This is a genomic window from Corynebacterium sp. sy039, assembly GCF_007904105.1.
GTDB lineage: Bacteria > Actinomycetota > Actinomycetes > Mycobacteriales > Mycobacteriaceae > Corynebacterium.
Genome location: NZ_CP042325.1, coordinates 365,762 through 388,419, shown reverse-complemented (window position 1 = coordinate 388,419; position 22,658 = coordinate 365,762). Strand labels below are relative to the sequence as shown.

Below are 22,658 nucleotides of genomic sequence, written 5' to 3'. Positions count from 1 at the left end.
TTCTTCGTGCTTTCCGTGCTTTGCGCTGAGTAATTCTCATAATCACAGATAAAGGCATAGTGCACTACTAGCACCTATGCCTTTATGCTCTTATTCCACCACTGCATTCGCGCCCACTGCATGACCAAAAAGCTGAGGTAGAGTTGCTTGCCATGCCTCAGTCAATTCGGCAACGCCCACAGCAAAGTTAAGCTCACCACTGGTGACTGCAAAGATGTTATCGTCACGAGTAACACCAATTTTAGTAACCGGAATACCAAGCTCTTGAGCGCGAGCTACCACTGCCTCACCATGCTGAGTAGCAACCACTGCACGAGACGCAGATTCCGAAAATAGTGCAGTAAAAGCGTCCTCGTGCACCTGCGTAATATCAAGCTCCATGCCTTTTTGTGCTTGCATTGCAAGTTCTGCCAGAGCTTGAGCCAAACCACCCTCAGAAAGATCATGGGCAGCAGTCACAAGACCTGGCTGTGCAAAAAACTCAACCAACTTCTGTTCATTGCGCAAATCAATGCGCGGTGGCATACCAGAAAGACCAGCTCCAGATACTTGTTGCCAAATGGAACCACCAAACTCATCAAAGGTTTCACCCAATAGATAAAGTTCTTCAACACCTGCCACAGTACCTAATGCGGCTGGGATAGCATTATGAACATCCTCAATCACACCCAGCACTCCTACTACTGGAGTTGGCAAAATAGCCTCAGTGCCCGTCTGATTATAGAAAGAGACATTGCCGCCAGAAACTGGGATAGCAAGCTCCTGCGCGCCGTCGGCAAGCCCATGCACTGCCTCACGGAACTGCCACATCACACCTGGGTCTTCAGGGGAACCAAAGTTCAGACAGTTTGTCACCGCCACTGGACGTGCACCGCTGACCGCAACATTGCGATAGGCTTCTGCCAAAGCCAAACGCGCTCCAGTATTAGGGTCGAGTTTGGTATAGCGACCAGAGGCGTCGGCAGAAACAGCAACACCACGCTGCGTGTGTTCATCAATACGCAATACACCTGCATCTGCGTCTTTAGCAGCCACAGTATTACCAAGTACATAGCGGTCATACTGGTTGGTAATATAAGCGCGAGAACATAATGCTGGCGAAGACACCATATCGAAAAGCGCCTGCTTGATACCTTGAGCATCACGTGGCTTTTCTACGCCCTGGAATTGTTGCAACTGATCTTGCCACTCTGGGCGCGCAACTGGACGCTCATATACTGGCCCCTCATTAGCGATGGTATGTGCTGGTGCATCAACAACAAGTTCGCCACGGTGACGAATAATGAGATGATCACCATCTGTGACCTCGCCAATTTCGGCACAGGTAACATCCCAGTGCGCACAAATTTCTTGGAAACGCGCAACATCCTCCGGGCGAACCACAGCACACATACGTTCCTGAGATTCTGAGGACAAAATCTCAGCAGCCGTCATATTTTCTGCGCGCAATGGCACTGCATCAAGGTTAATCTCCATACCGCCATCACCTGAGGCAGCTAGCTCAGACGTAGCACAAGCAAGACCTGCACCCCCAAGGTCTTGAATACCCACCACAACATTAGCTTTGTAGAGATCAAGGCAGCATTCAATCAAAACTTTCTCTGCGAATGGATCTCCCACCTGTACTGCAGGAAGTTTTCGTTCTGCACCTTCCTCGAAGGTATCGGAAGCAAGCACTGATACTCCACCAATGCCATCAAGACCAGTGCGAGAACCAAAAAGCATGACCTTATTGCCTAGACCAGAGGCAAAAGCTAGTTTGAGGTCTTCTACTTTGAGCGTACCAACGCACAGGGCGTTCACCAGTGGGTTTCCGGCATAGGACTCATCAAAAACGGTTTCACCACCGATATTTGGCAAACCAAGGCAATTTCCATAATGGGAAATACCACTGACGACGCCAGGCAATACGCGAGAAGTGTCTGGTGCATCTGCTGGACCAAATCGTAGCTGATCCATGACTGCGATAGGACGCGCACCCATTGCCATAATATCGCGCACAATACCGCCTACGCCGGTGGCGGCTCCTTGGTGTGGCTCGACATAAGAAGGGTGATTATGAGATTCCACACGGAATGTCACTGCGTTGCCATCACCAATATCGACAACACCAGCGTTCTCGCCAATACCGGCGAGGATTTTAGCACCCATTTCTTCTGTGGTAGTTTCGCCGAAATAGCGTAAGTGCACTTTAGAAGATTTATAAGAGCAGTGCTCTGACCACATAACAGAATACATGGCTAGCTCTGCGTCGGTCGGGCGACGACCGAGAATATCTTTGATACGGGCGTATTCATCGTCTTTTAAGCCCAGTGATGCATAAGGCTGCTCGAGATCAGGGTGTGCCTGGGCTGCTTCAACGGTGTCATTAAAGGTAGTCATGTCTTTCCTTATGCTGTGATTGAGCCAATGGCGGAGAGGAATAATTCAAGACCGTCACAAGAAGGACCGGTCAATAGATCAATAGCGTGTTCAGGGTGTGGCATCAGCCCTACTACGCGACCATTTTCACTAGAAATTCCAGCTATTGCATTAACGGAACCATTGAAGTTTTCCGTGTAGCGAAATACCACACGACCTTCATCTTCTAGTTGGCGCACTGTGTTTTCATCGGCTTGGAAACGCCCTTCCATGTGTTTGGAAGGAATAAAAATCTCTTGTCCACTGCTCAAGGTATTTGTCCACGCCGTATCACTATTTTCTACTATCAGCTTCACATCTTCGCAATGAAAATGCAGCCCCTGGTTTCTTGTTAATGCACCAGGTAAAAGCCGTGCTTCGGTTAAAATCTGGAATCCATTACAAATACCCAGCACTGGCATGCCTTTGTGGGCGGCGTCGATAACTGAACGCATAATAGGAGCCAAGGCAGAAATTGCACCTGTCCTTAAGTAGTCACCATACGAAAAGCCACCAGGAACCACTACGGCATCCACACCGCTGAGGTCATGATCTGCGTGCCAGAGCCGAACAGCTTGTGCTCCTGCACGCTCGACGGCACGCGCAGAATCAACATCATCAAGCGTGCCTGGGAACGTAATTACGCCAATTTTCGCACTCATTACTTTGCTTCCTCAATAACGACGCTAAAATCTTCAATCACTGTGTTAGCAAGGAGTGTTTCTGCCATTTTTTCCACATCTTCTTTAGTGACAGAATCATCTACTTCAATCTCGAAACGCTTTCCTTGCCGAACATCAGCAACCCCGCTGATACCAATGCGCCCAAGAGCACGCACAACTGCTTGCCCTTGAGGATCGAGAATCTCTGCTTTTGGCATTACATTGACTACTACACGCGCCACGATCTGTTTAGCTCCCTTTTTAGCAGGTGAATATAACTATCAATAGTTCCCCAGCATACTGCAAAAATAGCAACGCGAAAAGCTGGAAATATCCGACAAAATATCCTAAGAAATCTGAGCTGAAACCACGTAAGAACGCCCACCTCATATATCTGCTAGCAAACTTTGCTGAAATATACAGGAAACTCTCATTTTTCTACTTCTTTAACCCAAATCGCCACTGCCATCATGAGCAAAACAACAAAGTGGCAGCTCAACATACCCAACCAAAGATATGTATTTCCTGTCAGCACCTCTCAGCCATCACAGCTACTTTTAATCTTATGTATTTATGCAGGTAGAGAGGTTTTTGTTCTTGGTTTGCCATGCTTGCCCAATAGCTCATCCAATGCTTTACTGGAACACATCAGGCAGGGAGTTACCACAACAACCTGCACCACCTTTTCGATTAGTTCATAGCAAGGAGTGATGATATGGCAGCTAGGATAACGAGTTGAAACCTTAAAATCAGCTCTTTCTTGATAAAGCGTTGACGTATTCAACAACATCAAGAAAAAAGTTGCACTGCCGCCAGTGACGTTGAGGGGCGCCACGCATAGGCTATGGGCAACAAAATTTTAAGATGCATGAGATTCCTTAGAAAACATCCTTTTCTCCTTTTACACAACAGGCTCCCAGTTCTAAAAACTGAGAGCCTGTTTTCTACGTTATGCCAATTTTCCAGTGGCTTGATGAATCAACCACGCATACTCAAAAGCAATCTGCCGCCACTTTTCATAGCGCCCAGATACCCCGCCATGACCAGCAACCATTTCTGTTTTGAGATAAAACTGACCACCAGTTGCCGTCGCACGCAATTGGGCAATCCATTTCGCAGGCTCCACATAGAGCACGCGAGTGTCATTTAACGAAGTAACAGCAAGGATATTGGGATATTTCTGAGCAGTAATGTTCTCATAAGGCGCATAGGATGCCATATATTCGTAGATTTCTTTATCATGCAGCGGATCACCCCACTCATCCCATTCCCCCACAGTAAGTGGCAATTCTGGTTTGAGCATACTGGTGAGTGGATCCACAAAAGGCACTGCCGCTTTAATCGCCTTAAACCGGTCAGGAGCCATATTCGCTACTGCTCCCATGAGCAAACCGCCCGCAGAACCACCCACTGCCACCAAATGCTCTGAGGTAGTTATCCCCTGTGCAATCAGGTAATCAGCAACATCAATAAAATCAGTAAACGTATTCTTCTTCGTTGTGGTTTTCCCAGTGTCGTACCACAGTCGACCCATCTCGCCGCCACCACGCACATGCGCAACCAGAACAATCATATTGCGATCAAGATAAGACAACCACGGGATAGAAAACCCAGGGTCAATGGAAGACTCATAAGAACCATAACCAGTCAACAACGCAGGCTGTGGTTGGGATAAATCCAAATCTGTGCGATAAATCATGGATACGGGAATCTTTACTCCGTCTCGAGCACTTACCCATAATCTGCGAGCAGTATAGTTACTGCTATCGAAATCGCCCAGCACCTGTTGCTCTTTGAGCAAGGTGCGCGTAGCACTAGCTACCTCATAATCATATATTTGTGCTGGTGTGGTAAAGGACTCATAGCTGAGTCGAATAACTGGCGCATCCCATTCCGGATTGCCAAGAGCAGCTGCACTATAGAGCTCTTCTGGGAACTCCAACTGCTCAAAAACACCAAAGCCAGCGTCGTTAAGCTGCATAATGGCTAACCGACCAATCGCTCCAGAACGATAACCAAGCACTATGTGATCACGGTAGGTATCCACACCTTCAATACGCACATCATCACGATGCGGCACCAAAGAATGCAAATCTGCAATCCCCAAATCACCTTCTTCACGCCCGTCGACAGGCACCCAGCCCACGGCAAAATTCGGACCATCCGCGTTATGAGTCACAATCCATACATCTTGACCCGCTACCACTGCATGATCGATGTCGACTTCTAGATTTGGCTGACGCTTGTGCACACACCGGAACTGTGCTTCGGGAGTATCCTGAGCAAGAGCCCACAATTCCGTGCTCAGTCGAGAACCAGAGGAAATGATGAGATACTTATCGCTACGAACACCACCAATTCCTACATTGATTTTTTCATCTTCTTCATAAAAAACTCGAACATCCTCAGCCACCGGGGTACCAACTTTATGCCGCCACACTGAATCTGGGCGCCATGCCTGATCAACGCGCTGATAAAATAAATACTCCTCGCCAATCCAAGTAGCACCATAGAATACGTCTTCAATCACATCATCGAGATCTTGACCGGTTTCTAAATCTTTGATCCGCAAGGTAAACCGCTCATTGCCCTGAGTATCAAGCGAATAAGCAAGATAGCGCCCAGAATTAGTCACTGACGATGCGCCAAGAGACAAAAACTCATGTTGCTTAGCTAGCTCATTGAGATCAAGCAAAATCTGCTCACCAGCAACAGGCTCATTTTCTGGAATATGCGGTGGCACCCACGCATCGGCACCCTCGCTAACAGGAATACGGCAAGAGTAGCCGTAGCTTTTTCCTTCTTCAGTTCTGCCGTAATACCAATAATTTCCCATCCGAGTGGGAACCGACATCTCTGTCTCTTTAACCCGCGACTTAATCTCTTGATAGATATTTTCTTTTAGCTCATCAAGCTCAGCTGTATGCTGCTGCACATACGCATTTTCTGCTTCAAGATAAGCACGAGTCTGTGGTGAGTCTTTCTCACGCAACCACTCATAATTATCCACAAAGTCAATACCATGCGTGGTTCTGGTGGTTGGGATAATTGGCGCCACAGGCGGGAAAGAATTAGTCATAACTGACCATAATAGCTTTTCTTTCCACCTAGCGCCTGCACACAGCTACGCAGCGGCACAGCTACTGTTTGGCGTCGAATAGCTCAAGCCGCCAACTTACTACACGCAACAACCGATCCAATGGCAGAATTTTTCACCAGTGATACGCTCAAACGCCTCAACATAACGATCCCTGGTTGCTTCAACCACAGAACCAGGCAATTCCGGCGGCGGCATATGAGAATCTACATCCCACCCAGACTTTGATCCAGTAAGCCAGTTACGCACATATTGCTTATCAAAACTTGCTTGCACCTTGCCAGGAACATAATCTTGCGCCGACCAATAGCGAGAAGAATCCGGAGTCAAAACCTCATCTGCCAGCACAAGATTATTATTCTCGTCTAAGCCAAACTCGAATTTGGTGTCAGCCAAAATAATGCCGCGTTCTAATGTCATCGCAGCGGCTTGCTTATAAATAGCAATGCTGGCATCACGCAATTCTTCTGCCCGCGCACTACCGAGCTTATCGACGACTGCCTCAAAGGAAACATTCTCATCATGGTCGCCGATTTCTGCCTTGGTCGCTGGAGTAAAAATAGGCTCAGGTAACTTATCTGCTTCGACAAGCCCCTCAGGTAATTCCACACCACACACAGCACCAGTGCTTTGATATTCTTTCATGCCAGAACCAGTGAGATAGCCACGTACCACACACTCAAACGGCAACATCTTTAATTTCTTACACACCATCGCTCGACCCAGCACCTCTTCTGGGATACGCTCATCGTCGATTGAGCCAGCCAGATGGTTAGGGAAATCGATATTGTCAAAGAAATACTTACTCATCGCAGTAAGCACACGACCCTTGTCTGGTATTTCTGGTTCCAGAATATGATCGTATGCCGAAATCCGATCGCTGACGACCATGAGCAACGTGTCATCGTCGATCTCATAGATCTCGCGGACTTTACCTGCGGATAGGTGACTGTACTGAGAAAGTTCAGGACGCATAAGGCAAAAGTCTAGACCGTTCCCAAGCTAGGTGGTAATCGAGAGCGGTCTAGACGACTAATCGTTATAGATTGTTAGGCAGAAAGTTACTTTCTAGAGGATCTCCCCAGGAGTATATTCCGCCGCGCGAGGATAACGATTTATCACATCATTAACTCGACTCAATACTCGCTTTACCTGCGAAGACGCCGCACCAACAAAGGCTTCACGATCTGCAACAGCAGCACGCAATTCTTCAAGACTCAATGGCAAACGTTCATCTGCACCAAGGCGCTCAATGAGATCTTGTTCACCACCATTCTCCCGCATATTTAAGGCAACAGCCACCGCATTTTCTTTAATAATCTCATGAGCACTCTCTCGACCCAGCCCAGCACGTACCGCTGCCATAAGGATTTTAGTCGTAGCCAAGAAAGGCAGATAGCGTTCCAACTCACGCTCAATCATGGCAGGGAAAACCCCAAATTCATCAAGCACAGTTAAGAAAGTCTCAAACATACCGTCGAGAGCAAAAAACGCATCAGGCAAAGCTACACGACGAATAACAGAACAGAATACATCTCCTTCATTCCATTGCTGGCCGGAAAGATCAGCAACCATCGTGAGATAACCACGCAAAATAACCTGCAACCCACCTACTCGCTCACAAGAACGCGCATTCATTTTATGCGGCATCGCAGAAGAACCAACCTGCCCCTCCTTAAAGCCCTCAGTAACTGTTTCATTACCAGCCATAAGGCGAATCGTATGTGCCAACGAAGAAGGACCAGAACCCAGTTGCACTAGAGCAGAGATCACATCAAAATCTAAAGACCGCGGATAAACCTGCCCCACAGAATCAAAAACACGGCTAATACCAAGATGATCCGCAATACGAGTTTCTAATGCAGCAAGTTTTGCTTCATTGCCCCCCATAAGGTCCAACATATCCTGTGCAGTTCCCATCGGACCTTTAATACCGCGCAGTGGATAACGCCCCAACAGCTGCTCAGTGCGTTCTAATGCAATAAGCATTTCCTCCGCAGCGGAAGCAAAACGCTTGCCTAAGGTAGTAGCTTGCGCTGCAACATTATGTGACCGTCCAGCCATCACAAGATTTTGGTAATTAGCAGCGTGCTGTGCAATCCGTGCCAAAACTGCCACAGACTTTCCATGCACTAACTCCAAAGAACGATAAATCTGTAGCTGCTCGACGTTTTCAGTAAGATCACGTGATGTCATGCCCTTATGCACGTGCTCATGCCCTGCAAGAGCATTAAACTCCTCAATACGCGCCTTGACATCATGGCGCGTTACCTTTTCGCGCTGAGCAATAGAATCCAAATCTACGTGCTCAACTACTGCTTCATAAGCGCTAATTGCTTCATCAGGAATCTCAACGCCCAGGTCTTTTTGCCCTTTTAAGACAGCAAGCCACAACTGGCGCTCCATAATAATTTTCGACTCAGGACTCCATAGTTGCGCTAATTCAGCAGAGGCATAGCGGGAGGATAAAACATTTGCGATCTTCTTTTTTTCAGCCACGTTGTCCATTATGGCATTTTTTGCGCACAAAAAAGCAACCAGCTTAATCACCCTGGTGAAAGGCGTCGATTAGGCGTCGATTAGGCTGGTTTGGTATCGGGAGATGATTTAGATTTTGATGCGTCCGTGCAAAGCTGACAAGGCAATATCGCTGCGATAATGACTACCATCAAGATGTATTTTTTCTATTGCCGCATAGGCTTGGGCTCGGGCAGTCTCTAAATCCTGACCAACACCAATGACATTAAGTACGCGCCCACCAGCGGATACTAACTCTCCCTGTTCACTACGCGCAGTACCTGCATGGCGCACCATGTTTTCCACAGAGCTATCAATGCCACTGATAACATCACCTGTACGGGGCCGAGCAGGATAGTCCTGAGCAGCTAATACGACGGTCACCGCTGTGCCTTCTTTCCATTGCAATGGCGCGAGCTCAGCTAATTTTCCTGTTGCAACTGCAGCTAGGGTTGTTGCCAACGGGGACTCCAATAGTGCCAACACTGCTTGTGTTTCTGGATCACCAAAGCGACAGTTAAATTCGACAACTGCTGGTCCTTCTTTACCCCATGCCAATCCAGCATAGAGCAAACCAGAGTAAGCGCATCCTCTTTTCACCATCTCTTTTGCCACCGGAACGCATATCTCATCGACAATGCGTTGCACTTGTGTTTGGCTCAGCCACGGTAATGGAGTGTAAGCACCCATACCACCGGTATTAGGTCCCTCATCATTGTCATATGCACGCTTGTGGTCTTGAGCTGGCAAAAGTGGTACAACAGTCTCGCCATCAACCAGGCAGAACAAAGAAATTTCCGGACCATCAAGGAAAGACTCCAATAGCACTGGGTTTCCAGCTGCTAGGACACTGTTTATATGGGCGCGAGCTTGATCGATATCAGTAGTAACTACCACGCCTTTACCACCAGCAAGTCCATCATCTTTGACCACATAGTGTGGGCCAAAATGTGCGAGTGTTTCCTCAATCTGCTCTGGTGTTGCCCCTGGTAGTAATTGTTCAGCGCGTGCGGTAGCCACCCCAGCGCTTTTCATAACATCCTTCGCGAATGCTTTGGAGCCTTCGATCTGAGCCGCTGCTTTATTCGGGCCAAAAACTGCAAAACCAGCATGGCGCAATGCATCACCTACTCCAGCTACCAATGGGTTTTCTGGACCAATGACCACAAGGTCAGCAGCAATCTTTTGCGCAAGGGCGACGATAACCTCAGGGTTTTCGATATCAGTTATGTCTGGGTGGCAGGTGGCAATGGACTGCATTCCAGGGTTTCCTGGTGCAATATGCAGTGCCGTTGTTGCTGGATCTTGTGCTAATCCAATAGCTAATGCGTGTTCGCGTGCGCCTGAACCAATAAGAAGTATGTGCATAGTCTTTTAGTCTACAGCTAGAATCTCATAGTATGAGTAGCGTCTTTACACAGATTATTGAAGGTAACCTTCCCGGTCGTTTTGTGTACCGTGATGACACTGTCGTGGCCTTTCTTACGATTGAGCCTCTCGCGTATGGGCATGTTCTTGTTGTTCCTATTGCTGAGGTCGATAAATGGACAGATTTACCGGCTGAAACTTGGGGTCACCTCAATGAGGTTGCTCAAAAAATTGGTAAGGCTATTATCGCAGCATTCCATAGCGATCGAGCGGGATATATTATTGCTGGCTTCGACGTCGCCCATACTCATATTCATGTGTTTCCTACCTCATCTATGGCTAACTATGACTTCGCCACTGCGATGTCTGCTGATAGCACTGACCAGCAACTTATGGATGAAGCAGCCCAGAAACTACGTGATCAACTAGGTACTGATAAAACTGGGTACCTTCTGAACTAGCTAACGCTAGTGTGTAGTTGTGTAAGTAGCGCACAGCGTTTATACGATGCTCAGATAAGCCTAGATAACTCGTGGGAGCACGACTCTAAACGTGGTTCCCACCCCAGGTTGACTGAGCACTGATATTTCCCCGTGCTGGGATTCCACGAGTGATTTCGTAATCGCAAGGCCCAGCCCAGATCCGCCGGTGGAGCGAGTACGCGATACATCAGCACGATAGAATCTCTCAAAAATATGAGCCGCGTCCTGCGCATTCATTCCCACACCATTATCAACGACATCTGCAACAATAGCTGGATTATCACCCAGGTTTCCTTCTCTGAGCACAACACGCACCTCAGCTTGTTCGCCGCCATGTTTGAGAGCATTGACAATCAAATTGCTAAACACTTGATGCAGCCGTGAGGCATCACCAAGAACAAGCGGAACCTCATTCATAGTGGTAGAAACATCTATACTGCGTTGTGGATAGGTCGCGCGCAAAGAATTAGCCAGTGCAAGATTAAGTTCTAATAGATCAACTGGTTTCTCCTCAAACTGCATTCCCTCTGCTCTGGTCAGCGCTAAAAGGTCTTCCACCAAAACGCTCATGCGACTGGCTTCTTTTTCAATTTTGTCCACTACAAGCTGTGCATCTGTGGTAGCACCAGTACGGTAGAGTTCAGCATAGCCTTTTACACTGGTCAGTGGGGTACGCAATTCATGAGAGGCATCACCGACGAATCTACGCATCTGCTCTTCTTTGTCCCGTAGTTCAATAATCAAGCGTTGTAGTTGCTCAATCATGATGTTGAGCGACGCAGATAGAGAGCCAACCTCAGTATTGATGGGATATTCTGGCACGCGACGATCCAAGTTACCAGCCGCAATAGCTGTAGCTGTTGCTTCGACTTCTTTAAGCGGACGGAATGTGCGTTTGATGATATAAAACGCCGCAATCGCAATAAGCGCTAATACTATTGCCCCAATAATGAACTGCCCTAACGCTAAGCGCTGGAGAATCATTGTTTCTTGGGTGACATCTTTTGCTACCACGACGGTTATACCGTTGCGTTCCCTGGCAATGACACGCCATTGCACGGAATCTGCAGAATCTGCACTAGACGGTACATTAACTGGGGCACTGCCTACATGTATTTGTGACCAATCAGGTTTACTTTCCCCATTATGACCTTTGATTTCTGCACTTGAACCATCCGGATAAATCCAGGCAAGATAAAAATCATTGGGAGGATGTTTTACCTTTGCCACGGCTTGTTGTTGGAGATCGTGAAATATCTCTAAACTTACCGCCCAACTGTCCATTGATCGGTTGAGATCTTCATCAACACTGTTATAGATAACACCCTTGATAGTGGTTTGTACTGCTATAGCGCTAGCGCTTAGACCAATAGCAGAAATAGCAATAATAATGAGTACAAGAATGTTACTCATCGGCATACCCTTATTTTTGCCGAATCGATACTTTCTAAACTTAGAACGTCTAGTCCGTTTGGAGCTTATTTCAGGGGCAGACTGTGGTGAAGTGCGCTCAGGTTCATCAGCCACCACGTCTGCAGTATCAACAGCACGGGAAAAGTGTTTATCAGCCAAAGTCTATTGCCTTTTCTCAGTCTTGAATCACAGCCTAAGTAATATCGTCCTACCCACGTGGTTTACGCAGGACATAACCCACACCACGCACAGTGTGAATCAATGCTGGCTCTGAGGTATCGACTTTGCGGCGCAAATAAGAAATATAGGATTCCACCACGTTACCATCACCACCAAAATCATAATGCCACACGTTATCCAGGATTTTTGCTTTGCTAAGCACTACTTCCGCATTCAACATGAGGAAACGCAAGAGATTAAATTCTGTTGGTGACAGCTCCACCAATTGCCCCGCCTTGGTTACTTCATGGGTATCGTCGTTAAGCGTTAAATCTTCATACACCAAGGTTGCTTCATCTTCTTGCGATTCTTCGACACTGGCACCGCGCCTTAAAATAACCCGCAGACGTGTAATAACTTCTTCCAGAGAAAAAGGTTTGGTGACGTAATCATCAGCACCAATAGTCAAACCATGAATACGGTTTTCTACTGCATCTTTTGCAGTGAGATATAAAACAGGACCATCAAGACCTTGTGCCCTTAATTTAGGTAATAACTCGAAACCATCCATACCAGGCATCATGACGTCTAGGATGAAAGCATCCGGCTGAAATGTTTGCGCTACCTCTAGTGCCTGGGTACCAGAATTAGCGGTAGCAACCTCAAAACCTTGAAACCTAAGACTAACAGTGAGCAGTTCTACGATATTAGGTTCATCGTCGACAACAAGTACCCGAGTTGATCTTTCATTCATGTTTTCCATTGTCCTCTAATTTCCTATAACTATTAATACTGCAAATGCTCAGCTAAAGCATTGACCATTGCGCTGGCGGAGTTTCCCCTTCATTCAACCCTCCCCCACTGCCGAAATACTTGTACCGTCCTGTCAAAATCCTGTGAATATTAAGACTTGAAAACTGTAACGTATGTTCGGTACAGTTCAGTATATGCAGAAAACGTCACAATCGCAACGATGGATCTTCCTCCTCATCGTTTCTCTAGGACTATTCATGGTTTCTGCAGATAATTCCATTCTTTTTAGTGCACTGCCCACTTTAAGAGAATCCTTGAACACCACAGAACTCCAAGGATTATGGATTGTCAATGCCTACCCTCTGGTCCTAGCAGGTTTACTTATCGGTACCGGTACTTTAGGAGATAAAATTGGCCACCGACGGATGTTTGAGATTGGCCTCATCATCTTTGGCATCGCGTCACTCATTGCCGCTTTTTCTCCTAACGCACAATTGCTCATTACTGCACGGGCACTACTAGGCTTTGGCGCAGCCACACTCATGCCAGCCACCCTAGCCCTCATCCGTCTTACGTTCATCGACTCTAAAGAACGCAATACAGCAATTGGCATTTGGGGCTCTATCGCAACCATAGGAGCAGCCGCAGGCCCTGTTCTTGGTGGATTTCTATTAGAAAATTTCTGGTGGGGATCAGTATTTCTCATCAATATCCCCATCGTGGTACTTACCTTGTTTTCCACGCATATCTTCGCTCCTGAAAACCAAGCAGATCCACAACAATCATGGGACTTTTTATCTTCCATATGGGCAATGCTCGCTATGACCGGTTTCGTATTTTTCATTAAAGAACTTACCCATTTTCCACTTAATCTCCTATACATTACCGGCTCAGCATTACTGACTCTCGTCAGTTCATGGGCTTTCGTTCATAGACAGAAACACCTAGTAAACCCTTTACTTTCCTTTGATATTTTCCGTAATCGCCTTTTTAGTATCGGAGTATTAAGCGCAGCTCTTTCCATGTTTATTGTTGCCGGAACAGAGTTACTCACTACTCAGCGTTTCCAAATTGCTCTTGGGTTTAGTCCACTCCAAGCCGGACTCATTACCGCTGCCATTGCTCTAGCAGCTTTTCCTGCATCCATTTTGGGCGGAGCTAATCTCCACAGAATAGGCTTTAGACCAATCATCTCTGGTGGTTTTGCTCTGGTAGCACTTGGGCTTTTCCTTGGCGTTTATGCCATATGGAATAATCTTTTCGCTTTACTTATCTTTGGATTCATTACAGCTGGATTTGGTATTGGGCTGATTATGTCAGTTGCCTCCACTGCCATTATCGGCTCTGCACCAGCACATCAATCAGGGATGGCTTCCGCGATGGAAGAAGTCTCCTATGAACTCGGCACTGTATTATCAGTAGCTCTCATGGGCTCACTTATGTCCATGTTCTACACATTACGTGCACCTCAGTCCGTGGCTCATTCTATGGATGCAGGTGGTATGCAAGCAGCATCGGCCATTGACAGTGCCTACGCCACAACTCTCATCATCACAGCAATTATCGCAGCTACCACTGCTATTGGAACTTTCATCTTCTTCAATGGCAATCCCAAGGAGACAAAATATGCGCACGAGTAAAAAAGAACTTCTCATCACCACAGCCATCGACATCATCGAGCGAGAAGGGCTAGAAGCACTCACCTATGATTCGCTTTCCCAAGCCACAAAAATGTCAAAATCTGGTCTGATTTACCATTTCCCATCAAGGCACGCAATGTTGCAAGACATCAATGATTATCTAGCACATAGCTGGGAAGAACAACTTATTGATGCCTTAGACGTTCCTTTGCCAGAATCAACAGTAGAACAACGTGTTTTGGCAAGTCTAGAAGTTTTTTCCGAACACGCATCCTTAAGCGATTTGCTCCTTACTCTCGACGCCACCAACGTCCCTGAGTATCGAAAAACATGGGAGAAAACACTAGAGAAATGGGCATTTCCTCGTGATGTTATTGACAGTGAACCCAAAAAATACCTCATCCATCTCATTGCAGCTGGACTATGGATTCACGATTACATCAGCCCTTTTTCACTCAATGGTACAGAGCGCAAAAAACTCATTGATACAGCACAAGAATTACTTTCTGAAGAAACTCAGTAAGTCGAGTGCAATAACCACCCAGCAATTAGATTCAGGTTGTTATCCCTATTCCATATACCTATCACAGAATAGGTCTAAAATATGTGCATGAAAATACTCTCCCGCTTTCTCTCGCCCACGCGCATAACACATACTGCGCAAATAGCATCCTCTCTAGGATGCCTTGTATCTTTGACAGTATCTTTGGCAGCCTGTAGCTCTCCTAGTTCCACAAATAGTGCTACACCAACAAATACTGCCAATAAGCAGGTTAATTATGTCAGCTGCCAAATCCCCGAATCAGCAAACTTTGCAGCAACTTCCATATCTGCAGAAAACACAACCGACAATGCAGCAAAAGGCAATGATGCAACAACAGAAGTAGCAACCATGCCAGAAAGCGCTACAGGTTTTCGTACCAATCTCACCGCAGCTCATGCCAAGAATTTCGCTGTTTCCACCGCTAACCCTCTGGCCACTAAAGCAGCTTGCGATGTACTAAGCAAAGGCGGAAGTGCAGCAGATGCACTGGTCGCAGCACAATTTACCCTAGGTTTAGTGGAACCACAATCCTCTGGAATTGGCGGAGGAGGATACATCCTCTATAGCGATGCAGCGAGCGGAAAACTCATCGCTATCGATGGCAGAGAAACAGCACCAGTAAATGCAACAGGCGACTACCTACTTAATGCGCAACCAGATGCACGCCGCTCAGGAAGGTCAATAGGAGTACCAGGCATTGTCGCTGCTCTAGATAAATTGCACCAGCGATACGGTCAACAATCATGGGAATCCCTGACCCAACCAGCTCACACTCTTGCTCAAGACGGCTTTGCCATTAGTCAACGAATGGCAACAAGCATTGCCGATAATGCACAAGACCTCGCCAGTGATCCTGAAGCAGCTGCTTATTTCCTACACGAGGATGGGAGCCCCAAAACCACAGGCGAAATATTAAAAAATCCAGCTTATGCCCACACTCTAGAAACATTGGCAACCCAGGGAGCTCAAGCACTCTATACCGGAGAATTAGCAAAGGATATCGTCGATAAAGCAACAAGTAATCAAGGTGGGAAAACTCCTTCCACACTCACTACTGCTGATCTCGCAGCTTATACTCCCATCGAACAGGAAGCAGTATGTGCACCATACCACGATAAAATCATCTGCGGTGCACCACCATCAAGTTCAGGTGGCATTACAGTGCTAAGCGCACTAGGAATTTTAGAAAACGCGGATCTCGCAGCGCTTACCCCAGAAAAAACTGGTCTAGATGGTGCATTACCTTCAGCACAAGCCCTACACCTTATCAGCGAAGCAGAGCGTCTTGCCTACGCAGATCGTGATGCGTATATAGCCGACCCAGCTTTTGCGCCACTGCCAGGTGGAAATGCCAATGCGCTACTCAATTCCGATTATCTTGCACAGCGTTATCAGCTCATCAATCCAGAAAAGTCAATGGGAACCGCCACAGCAGGTACCTTTGATAGTGAACTTGCCCCTACAGAGGATCTAGTAGAACATGGCACAAGCCATATCAGTGTCATCGATGCACAAGGCAATGCTGCTTCCATGACTACAAGCGTCGAAGCTGCTTTCGGGTCTTTCCACATGGTGGATGGGTTTCTACTAAACAACCAACTGACCGACTTTAGCGCACAGCCCCTCGACGAACAGGGCGTCCCCATTGCCAACCGAGTAGAAGGAGCAAAACGCCCACGGTCTTCCATGTCACCTACGATTATCTTCAATGCCAAGGACAATCATGATCGCGGTGAAGTGTACATGGTGGTTGGTTCACCAGGTGGTGCGGTTATCCCACAATTTGTTATTAAAACCATTATCAGTGTGCTCGACTGGAAAATGGATCCACAACAGGCAATCAGCTCACCAGACTTTGGTGCCCGCAATACTCCAGAAACAGGCATAGGCGGCGAACATCCACTACTTGCGACGAATAATCAAGAAGTAACAAAACTCATTAACGAGTTAGAACAACGCGGTCATAGCGTATCAACCAAAGAACAATCTAGTGGCCTATCTGCACTTATCCGTGATCCCGACGGCCATATCATTGGTGGTGCTGACCCACGGCGCGAAGGCATTGTGCTCGGAGGATAACTATACAATGACAAAACAATGCCAAAGCAGCATTACCGCCCCCTCAAAAACACTGCGAAACCACAATGCGGTAAGGTGTGAGCTGCTATGTCTTTAATCAACAATGCACCAAGCAAACGCCCCGGGTTTATCGGAGCGCTACGTACCCTCTGGCGCAGAGGACACGACGATAAACCCAGCGTAGCGACGATTGACGTGGCTGCTGAAGCACCACTATCACCCATCGCACCTGTTGATTATTCTGACCCCGCTCAAATCTCTGAAGTGCTAGAAATAGCCGCCCGCATCAGTGAAATACTCATTATCTGCGGCACCACCAATAGTGATGCCGCAGCACAGGCTCGGGCTATCACAGAATCATATGGTCTTAGCGATGTTCATATCGATATGACCATGAAGAAAATCCACCTATACGCACATTTCAGCAACACAGAACAATATAAACCCATTGTTCATGTGCGCGTCATCGAACCTGAGGCGGAAAACTTTGACCGCCTCATTCAAGTCGATCGACTCATCAGAGACATACACGCAGCAAAAGCCACACCTGCACAAGCTACCAAAAGGCTCGACGATATTGTTCGCACTCCACCACCACAAGGAATCCTCGGCGTGAGCACTTCCTGGGCTATCATGTGTGCATCAGTTGCCATGCTCATCGGTGGTGACGCACTCGTAGCAGCAATATCCATGTTTGCAGGAGCTATTATCGTCTACACCTTGGCAAAGCTCTCTGAAATCGGACTACCGCCTTTCTTTCAGAACACTGCTGGTGGCATCTTCGCCTCTTTAATAGCAGCAATATCCTACCGATATGCCGATGCTGCAGGTATATCTATTCGCCCCTCTATGATCATTGCAACCTCTATCGTCGCAATGCTCGCTGGGTTGACCATTGTTCAAGCACTCCAAAATGGTGTAAGTCATTCCCCCATTACTGCCAACGCAGGATTTTTCAACGCCGCTATAGCCACAGGCGGGCTCGTCGCAGGAGTAGGGATAGGCATCGCATTATCTAATTCCATTGGTTTTAGTCTTCCCCCAATGGAAACCATTGCCCCGCCCAATTTCTCTTCAACCTCGGTACGAGTGGCAGGAAGCGTCATCGCAACCGCAGCTTACGCCCGCGTCTGTCACGGCGACTTACCTTCAATAATGCTCTCTGGAGTAACAGCATTCTTGGGGTCAAGCCTCTACTACTTCTGCCTTATCCCCCTGGGTATCGACTCCATCTCCGCAACAGCAATCATGGCCGTACTCATCGGATTCTTTGGTGGCTTACTCGGGCGACGCTACCGCGTACCGCCGCTCATCATCACCATTGCAGGAATCACCCCACTATTACCTGGATTGACAATTTACCGCGGAATGTACGCGCTCTCGCACGAACAACTCATTGTCGGTTTCTCAAACCTCACTCTTGCTTTAGTAACAGCAACTGCCTTATCAGCAGGAACAGTCTTTGGCGAATGGCTGGCTCGCCAAGTGAGGGCGTAAGGGACTGCACAACCCTATGTTCGTGCGATGGTTTCCAATGTTTCCTAGGAAAACTTAAGATCTTCACCAAGATATTCGATATTAAATTTAGGCACAACTACACCTCGTTTTCCTTCTGCTACATATCCAGCATGGATAGCACCGTAACCATGAAGATCAGCTAGATGCAAAACTTGAGCAACACAATCCTCATCAACTGTCAATATGTATCCGATCCCCATATTGAGTGTGGAATATGCTTCCTGCTTTGATAATTGCAATACATCCACCATTGTTTCAAGTACCTCGGGTACTTCAGGCAAATCTTCAATCACAAACTTTACTTGGGACTTCCCTCTCATGACTTTCATCAACCCATGACCAGTAACAGCATTAAGGAAAGAAGGACGAATACCAGCAGCTAACACTTCCTTCACAAATTTCACATAAATAATGCTTGGATCCAACAAGGCAGAGCCAAAGTCTCTACCACTGGGCAATGTAGTCAGTAATCCTTTAGGTAATTTCTTAGCGACGAGACGCGCTAATGATGCACCATTAGTATGCAATCCTGAACTTTTAAGCAGAATAATCTGTTGTCCTGGTTGAATAGCATCACCAAAAATAGGATCTATCCCTTCAGGAATAACCCCAATTGAACTTCCACCTAATTCCAAACCATCTTTGGCTACTAATCCAGGCAATGCAGGTGACTCTCCACCACCCCACGTTGCCTGTGATAACTCGCAAGCATGACGCCAACCTTTGAGTAATTCTAAAGATCTTCTCGGGTCTTCATACCAACTTGCGTCTCCTGTAGAAAAATACGCTGTCACAAGGGCAGGTAAAGCACCAACTGAAATAACATCATTCACAATGGCAGCAACTGCGTCGACAGCAATATCATGGAAACGAGACTGCCCCGTCTGTTGCAAGTATTGTTCTGCAATGACCGATTTTGTTCCGAGTCCTTCGGTAACAATCGCAAGATTAAGTCCTTGCATATTCATCACGTACGCGGATGCACCACGTGAAGCCCCATATTCGCTAGCACCAAAAGCGCTCAAAGCGCCGACTGTACTTTTTGCAAAATTGATAGCATCGCTTTTCACCTGGTCAAGTACAGAATAATCCACACCAGATTGCTTGTAGTTCTTGAAATCACTCATAATTTTACTTCCGCTTTGTATGGTGCTCATCACTCGATGGAGAAATAGAAAAGGCAGAATGTTCAACAGGAAACAACTAAATGCCCTGTGCACAATCAAATCCAACACTTTTATTAGTGAGCATAATCTTGATTATCAACAATCATCAATGCTTTTTCTTTGCCCCCCCAAATAGGAATCACAAAGCAGAAATAGCCTGGTTTTTTCCTCAAATGAAAGGACACTTTTTCTTTATCTCATTCCATCACCTAGACCAATTTGCATAGGGATAGGATTAGATGATTATCCATTTGATCTTTTATGTGAGGAGCATTCATTCACAGTGGGAGTAAAAGATTCTGATGTTCGCGTTTAGAAAGAACCCTGTTAGTTATACGTTCATCGGCATTATCTGGATTCTGTGGGCTGTAAATATTCTGAAGTTGCCGGAAAAGTATGCGGCTGTTTTCTCTGGCCATCTGCTCGGTGATCTGCTGACACCTCTGGGGTTTGCGTCCACTTCTTTCGGTGGTGCGTTAGCACTGACGTTGATGGCGTGTTTCGCGGCTCCTGCGGAGCGGTTGTTGGGTCCTGTGCGTTATTTTGTGACGGGGTGTGTGGCGCAGTTGGCGTCGATCCCTTTGACCTTGATGTTGGCGCGCGTTATTGAGCATATGGGACTGTGGACGTGGGGCGATATGCTACGCCAGCATCCGCATATCTCCCCCATTGGGTTTTTCGTTGGTGGTGCTGGAGTGGCGTCGACGTTCATGCCTCGTTTATGGCGACGCCGCGTTCGCTTATCCCTCCTGTCCCTGACCCTCACACTGGTGTTTTATGGCGGTTCTTTCTCTGATTTGCTGGGGGCAACCACGGCGCTGAGTTCCATTGCGGTGGGCATGATTGTGAATAAGGAACGTCCTACGCTGACATCCTCGGTTCAGGAGAAACGCCTGCTGACGGCGTTGGTGATCAGCATTGTTGCCATTAGCCCTTTGTTGGTTGCGTTGAATCCTCATGCTGTGGGGCCGTTGAGTTCTGTCACTCGGCTGATGTGGACGGCTGATGCGTCTGCATATCAGGAGGCTGCGGCGTGTTTCTCCGATAGAAATTCGGCGTTATGCCATGACATTATGGCGTTTAACCGTATTTATGGTTTTGGTCCTGCTGTGGCAGATCTTATTCCGCTGCTGCTGCAGTTGGTTTTGTGTTTTGGTTTGCTGCGTGGGCGGCGCCTGGCGTGGGTACTGAGCACCATCGGCCAGGTGGTCATCATGGTGGTCCTGTTACTTCAGGTGATGTACCTGCATTGGGATGGGGTTAATTTGTATGGGGTTAGCCTCACAGCAACGGTACTGCCGTGGGTGGCGTGTTTGGGTATGTTGTGGTTTAACCGTTCGGCGTTTCAGATCCGTGAGCACCCGCGTTTGTTGCTTTCTGTAGTGACGCGTGTGAGTGCATTGCTGCTGGTGTTTGTGCTGCTGTGGGTGGTGGTGGGTTATCTGGTACGGGATTCTTTCCTGGATGGTGCCACTGTCATGGATCTTCTGTACGAAGCACCGTTGCGTTTCTTGCCGCCTGTGGTGGCTATTGTGCTCCCTTATATTCTGGTGCCGGATAGCACGCTGGGGTGGGTGCTGTATGAGTGGACGGGGACGGTTTTTTGGCTGATTGCTGCCTGGATGTTGTATCGGTTGTTTGCTCAACCTGCTAACCCGAAGCATGATGAGGCGTTGGCGAAGGCTCGGGCAATTTTTGAGTCCGGCAGTGGCGATCATGTGTCTTTTATGACGTTGTGGGATGGGCATCGTTATTTTTTCAATACCGCGGGCAATACTTATGTGGCGTATCGAGCAAGTAATGGTGTGGCATTGACATTGGGGGAACCTGTTGGTGAGGATCCGATGGGATGTGCTGCGGAGTTTGAGGTTTTTGCGCGTGCTCAGGCACTAAAACCTGCGTGGTATTCGGTGCGTTCGTCGTTTATCCGCCCTGGTTTTAAGTATTTGGAGGTTGCGGAGGAGGCGCTGCTGAGCACGGAGAATACGGAGTTCAAGGGTAAGAAATTCCAGAATGTGCGCACGGCACGCAATAAAGCGGCTAAGGAAGGGGTGCAGACACAGTGGACGTCCTGGGAGCAGTTGGATCTGACAATGCGGCAAAGAATTGCGGAATTGTCCGAGGAGTGGGTGAGCGAGAAGGCACTCCCGGAGATGGGGTTCACGTTGGGCGGTCTGGAGGAAATACAGGTTCCTGGGACGTGTTTGTTGCTGGCTGTGGGTGATGATGGCACGGTGCATGGTGTGACCTCGTGGATGCCGGTGTATGAGTCTGGTGTGTTGGCCGGGTACACGCTGGATATGATGCGCCGTGCTGACCACGGTTTCAAGGGGACTATTGAGTTGCTTATTTCCGAGGCGCTTCTTATTGCCAAGCAGCAGGGTTGCGGGTGGATTTCTTTATCTGGTGCCCCGCTTGCGTCTACAACGCATAGCGCTGAGCGCGCCCGTCAAGCTACTGCCGGTGCCGCTGGTGATGGTGCCACATACCACGCCAAAGGCGCAGGTGGTGCGGAACCCGCAGGTGCCAGTTCTGCCTTGTTGAGCAGTATTTTGGATCGTGTAGGCCAAGAACTGGAACCGTTGTATGGGTTCCGTACTCTTGCGGCAAGTAAGAAGAAATTTCAGCCGCAGGAGCAGTCATGGAATCTGGCGTATGAGGATGAGCTAGCGTTGCCTTCTATTGGTTTTGCGATTATTCATGCGTATCTTCCTTCTTTGCGAGCACGGGATGCGGCGCGAGTGGTGCGAATGTGGTTGGCGGCTCGTCATGCTTAGCGTCTTAAAATCTGTACGCAAATACCAGTAGATTCTGAGGTACCTTCCCTTGGTATCCCTGAATAACCCCACTGTCTAATCTA

Annotated in this window: 16 protein-coding genes; 6 read left to right on the top strand and 10 right to left on the bottom strand. The window is 47.7% G+C overall.

Going from position 1 to position 22,658, the window contains the following annotated elements:
- Positions 1-90: 90 nt before the first annotated feature.
- The 7 genes from purL to purD form a co-directional block, all read right to left on the bottom strand.
- The gene (gene purL, locus FQV43_RS01670) at positions 91-2,382 is read right to left on the bottom strand and encodes a phosphoribosylformylglycinamidine synthase subunit PurL (RefSeq protein WP_146338404.1); all 2,292 of its coding nucleotides are present in this window, start codon (positions 2,380-2,382) and stop codon (positions 91-93) included.
- Positions 2,383-2,390: 8 nt separating this feature from the next.
- The gene (gene purQ, locus FQV43_RS01665; RefSeq protein WP_146338401.1) at positions 2,391-3,062 is read right to left on the bottom strand and encodes a phosphoribosylformylglycinamidine synthase subunit PurQ; all 672 of its coding nucleotides are present in this window, start codon (positions 3,060-3,062) and stop codon (positions 2,391-2,393) included.
- Positions 3,062-3,304 carry a phosphoribosylformylglycinamidine synthase subunit PurS gene (purS, locus tag FQV43_RS01660; protein ID WP_144273852.1) on the bottom strand — a complete coding sequence of 81 codons (243 nt, stop codon included), beginning with the start codon at positions 3,302-3,304 and terminating at the stop codon, positions 3,062-3,064. The genes purQ and purS overlap by 1 nt, the downstream gene beginning before the upstream one ends.
- Positions 3,305-4,011: 707 nt before the next feature.
- Positions 4,012-6,141: a S9 family peptidase gene (locus FQV43_RS01655; protein WP_146338398.1), complete on the bottom strand. Its 2,130-nt coding sequence runs from the start codon at positions 6,139-6,141 to the stop codon at positions 4,012-4,014.
- A 99-nt stretch (positions 6,142-6,240) separates the two neighbouring features.
- Positions 6,241-7,134 (bottom strand): phosphoribosylaminoimidazolesuccinocarboxamide synthase, encoded by an 894-nt coding sequence (locus tag FQV43_RS01650; protein ID WP_144273850.1) that lies wholly within the window; start codon positions 7,132-7,134, stop codon positions 6,241-6,243.
- A 93-nt stretch (positions 7,135-7,227) separates the two neighbouring features.
- Positions 7,228-8,667 carry an adenylosuccinate lyase gene (purB, locus tag FQV43_RS01645; protein WP_168195017.1) on the bottom strand — a complete coding sequence of 480 codons (1,440 nt, stop codon included), beginning with the start codon at positions 8,665-8,667 and terminating at the stop codon, positions 7,228-7,230.
- Positions 8,668-8,766: 99 nt separating this feature from the next.
- Positions 8,767-10,044, bottom strand: a complete 1,278-nt coding sequence (gene purD / locus FQV43_RS01640) for a phosphoribosylamine--glycine ligase (protein WP_146338395.1) — start codon at positions 10,042-10,044, stop codon at positions 8,767-8,769.
- 32 nt (positions 10,045-10,076) lie between these two features.
- Between purD and FQV43_RS01635 the strand changes: the two genes are divergently transcribed.
- Positions 10,077-10,505, top strand: a complete 429-nt coding sequence (locus FQV43_RS01635; protein ID WP_146338392.1) for an HIT family protein — start codon at positions 10,077-10,079, stop codon at positions 10,503-10,505.
- A 60-nt stretch (positions 10,506-10,565) separates the two neighbouring features.
- Here the strand turns inward: FQV43_RS01635 and FQV43_RS01630 are convergent, their stop codons facing one another.
- Positions 10,566-12,098 (bottom strand): cell wall metabolism sensor histidine kinase WalK, encoded by a 1,533-nt coding sequence (locus tag FQV43_RS01630; protein WP_246846938.1) that lies wholly within the window; start codon positions 12,096-12,098, stop codon positions 10,566-10,568.
- Positions 12,099-12,147: 49 nt separating this feature from the next.
- On the bottom strand, positions 12,148-12,861 hold the full coding sequence (locus tag FQV43_RS01625) for a response regulator transcription factor (protein ID WP_144273846.1): 714 nt from the start codon (positions 12,859-12,861) through the stop codon (positions 12,148-12,150).
- A 184-nt stretch (positions 12,862-13,045) separates the two neighbouring features.
- Between FQV43_RS01625 and FQV43_RS01620 the strand changes: the two genes are divergently transcribed.
- The 4 genes from FQV43_RS01620 (at position 13,046) to FQV43_RS01605 (ending at position 18,611) form a co-directional block, all read left to right on the top strand.
- Entirely contained in the window at positions 13,046-14,491 is a 1,446-nt protein-coding gene (locus FQV43_RS01620) for an MFS transporter (protein ID WP_246846937.1), read from the top strand.
- Positions 14,478-15,014, top strand: a complete 537-nt coding sequence (locus FQV43_RS01615; RefSeq protein ID WP_168195016.1) for a TetR/AcrR family transcriptional regulator — start codon at positions 14,478-14,480, stop codon at positions 15,012-15,014. Before FQV43_RS01620 ends, FQV43_RS01615 begins: the two co-directional genes overlap by 14 nt.
- A gap of 87 nt (positions 15,015-15,101) precedes the next feature.
- The gene (ggt, locus tag FQV43_RS01610) at positions 15,102-17,114 is read left to right on the top strand and encodes a gamma-glutamyltransferase (RefSeq protein WP_146338386.1); all 2,013 of its coding nucleotides are present in this window, start codon (positions 15,102-15,104) and stop codon (positions 17,112-17,114) included.
- Between the two features lie 87 nt (positions 17,115-17,201).
- The gene (locus tag FQV43_RS01605; protein ID WP_144273843.1) at positions 17,202-18,611 is read left to right on the top strand and encodes a threonine/serine exporter ThrE family protein; all 1,410 of its coding nucleotides are present in this window, start codon (positions 17,202-17,204) and stop codon (positions 18,609-18,611) included.
- 44 nt (positions 18,612-18,655) lie between these two features.
- Here FQV43_RS01605 and FQV43_RS01600 read toward each other — a convergent pair whose 3' ends face one another.
- Entirely contained in the window at positions 18,656-19,759 is a 1,104-nt protein-coding gene (locus FQV43_RS01600; protein WP_168195015.1) for an AIR synthase-related protein, read from the bottom strand.
- Positions 19,760-20,100: 341 nt separating this feature from the next.
- On the opposite strand from FQV43_RS01600, the gene FQV43_RS01595 reads away from it, so the two are divergent.
- Entirely contained in the window at positions 20,101-22,575 is a 2,475-nt protein-coding gene (locus FQV43_RS01595; protein WP_146338380.1) for a bifunctional lysylphosphatidylglycerol flippase/synthetase MprF, read from the top strand.
- The last annotated feature ends 83 nt before the right edge of the window (positions 22,576-22,658 follow it).

What these genes read in the sequence shown, in the direction of transcription:
- FQV43_RS01615 (WP_168195016.1), top strand. Translation starts at nt 14,478, where the DNA reads ATGCGCACGAGTAAAAAAGAACTTCTCATCACCACAGCCATCGACATC.
- FQV43_RS01625 (WP_144273846.1), bottom strand. Translation starts at nt 12,861, where the DNA reads ATGGAAAACATGAATGAAAGATCAACTCGGGTACTTGTTGTCGACGAT.
- FQV43_RS01595 (WP_146338380.1), top strand. Translation starts at nt 20,101, where the DNA reads ATGTTCGCGTTTAGAAAGAACCCTGTTAGTTATACGTTCATCGGCATT.
- ggt (WP_146338386.1), top strand. Translation starts at nt 15,102, where the DNA reads ATGAAAATACTCTCCCGCTTTCTCTCGCCCACGCGCATAACACATACT.
- purB (WP_168195017.1), bottom strand. Translation starts at nt 8,667, where the DNA reads ATGGACAACGTGGCTGAAAAAAAGAAGATCGCAAATGTTTTATCCTCC.
- purL (WP_146338404.1), bottom strand. Translation starts at nt 2,382, where the DNA reads ATGACTACCTTTAATGACACCGTTGAAGCAGCCCAGGCACACCCTGAT.
- FQV43_RS01655 (WP_146338398.1), bottom strand. Translation starts at nt 6,141, where the DNA reads ATGACTAATTCTTTCCCGCCTGTGGCGCCAATTATCCCAACCACCAGA.
- purD (WP_146338395.1), bottom strand. Translation starts at nt 10,044, where the DNA reads ATGCACATACTTCTTATTGGTTCAGGCGCACGCGAACACGCATTAGCT.
- FQV43_RS01635 (WP_146338392.1), top strand. Translation starts at nt 10,077, where the DNA reads ATGAGTAGCGTCTTTACACAGATTATTGAAGGTAACCTTCCCGGTCGT.
- FQV43_RS01600 (WP_168195015.1), bottom strand. Translation starts at nt 19,759, where the DNA reads ATGAGTGATTTCAAGAACTACAAGCAATCTGGTGTGGATTATTCTGTA.
- FQV43_RS01620 (WP_246846937.1), top strand. Translation starts at nt 13,046, where the DNA reads ATGCAGAAAACGTCACAATCGCAACGATGGATCTTCCTCCTCATCGTT.
- purQ (WP_146338401.1), bottom strand. Translation starts at nt 3,062, where the DNA reads ATGAGTGCGAAAATTGGCGTAATTACGTTCCCAGGCACGCTTGATGAT.
- FQV43_RS01650 (WP_144273850.1), bottom strand. Translation starts at nt 7,134, where the DNA reads ATGCGTCCTGAACTTTCTCAGTACAGTCACCTATCCGCAGGTAAAGTC.
- FQV43_RS01605 (WP_144273843.1), top strand. Translation starts at nt 17,202, where the DNA reads ATGTCTTTAATCAACAATGCACCAAGCAAACGCCCCGGGTTTATCGGA.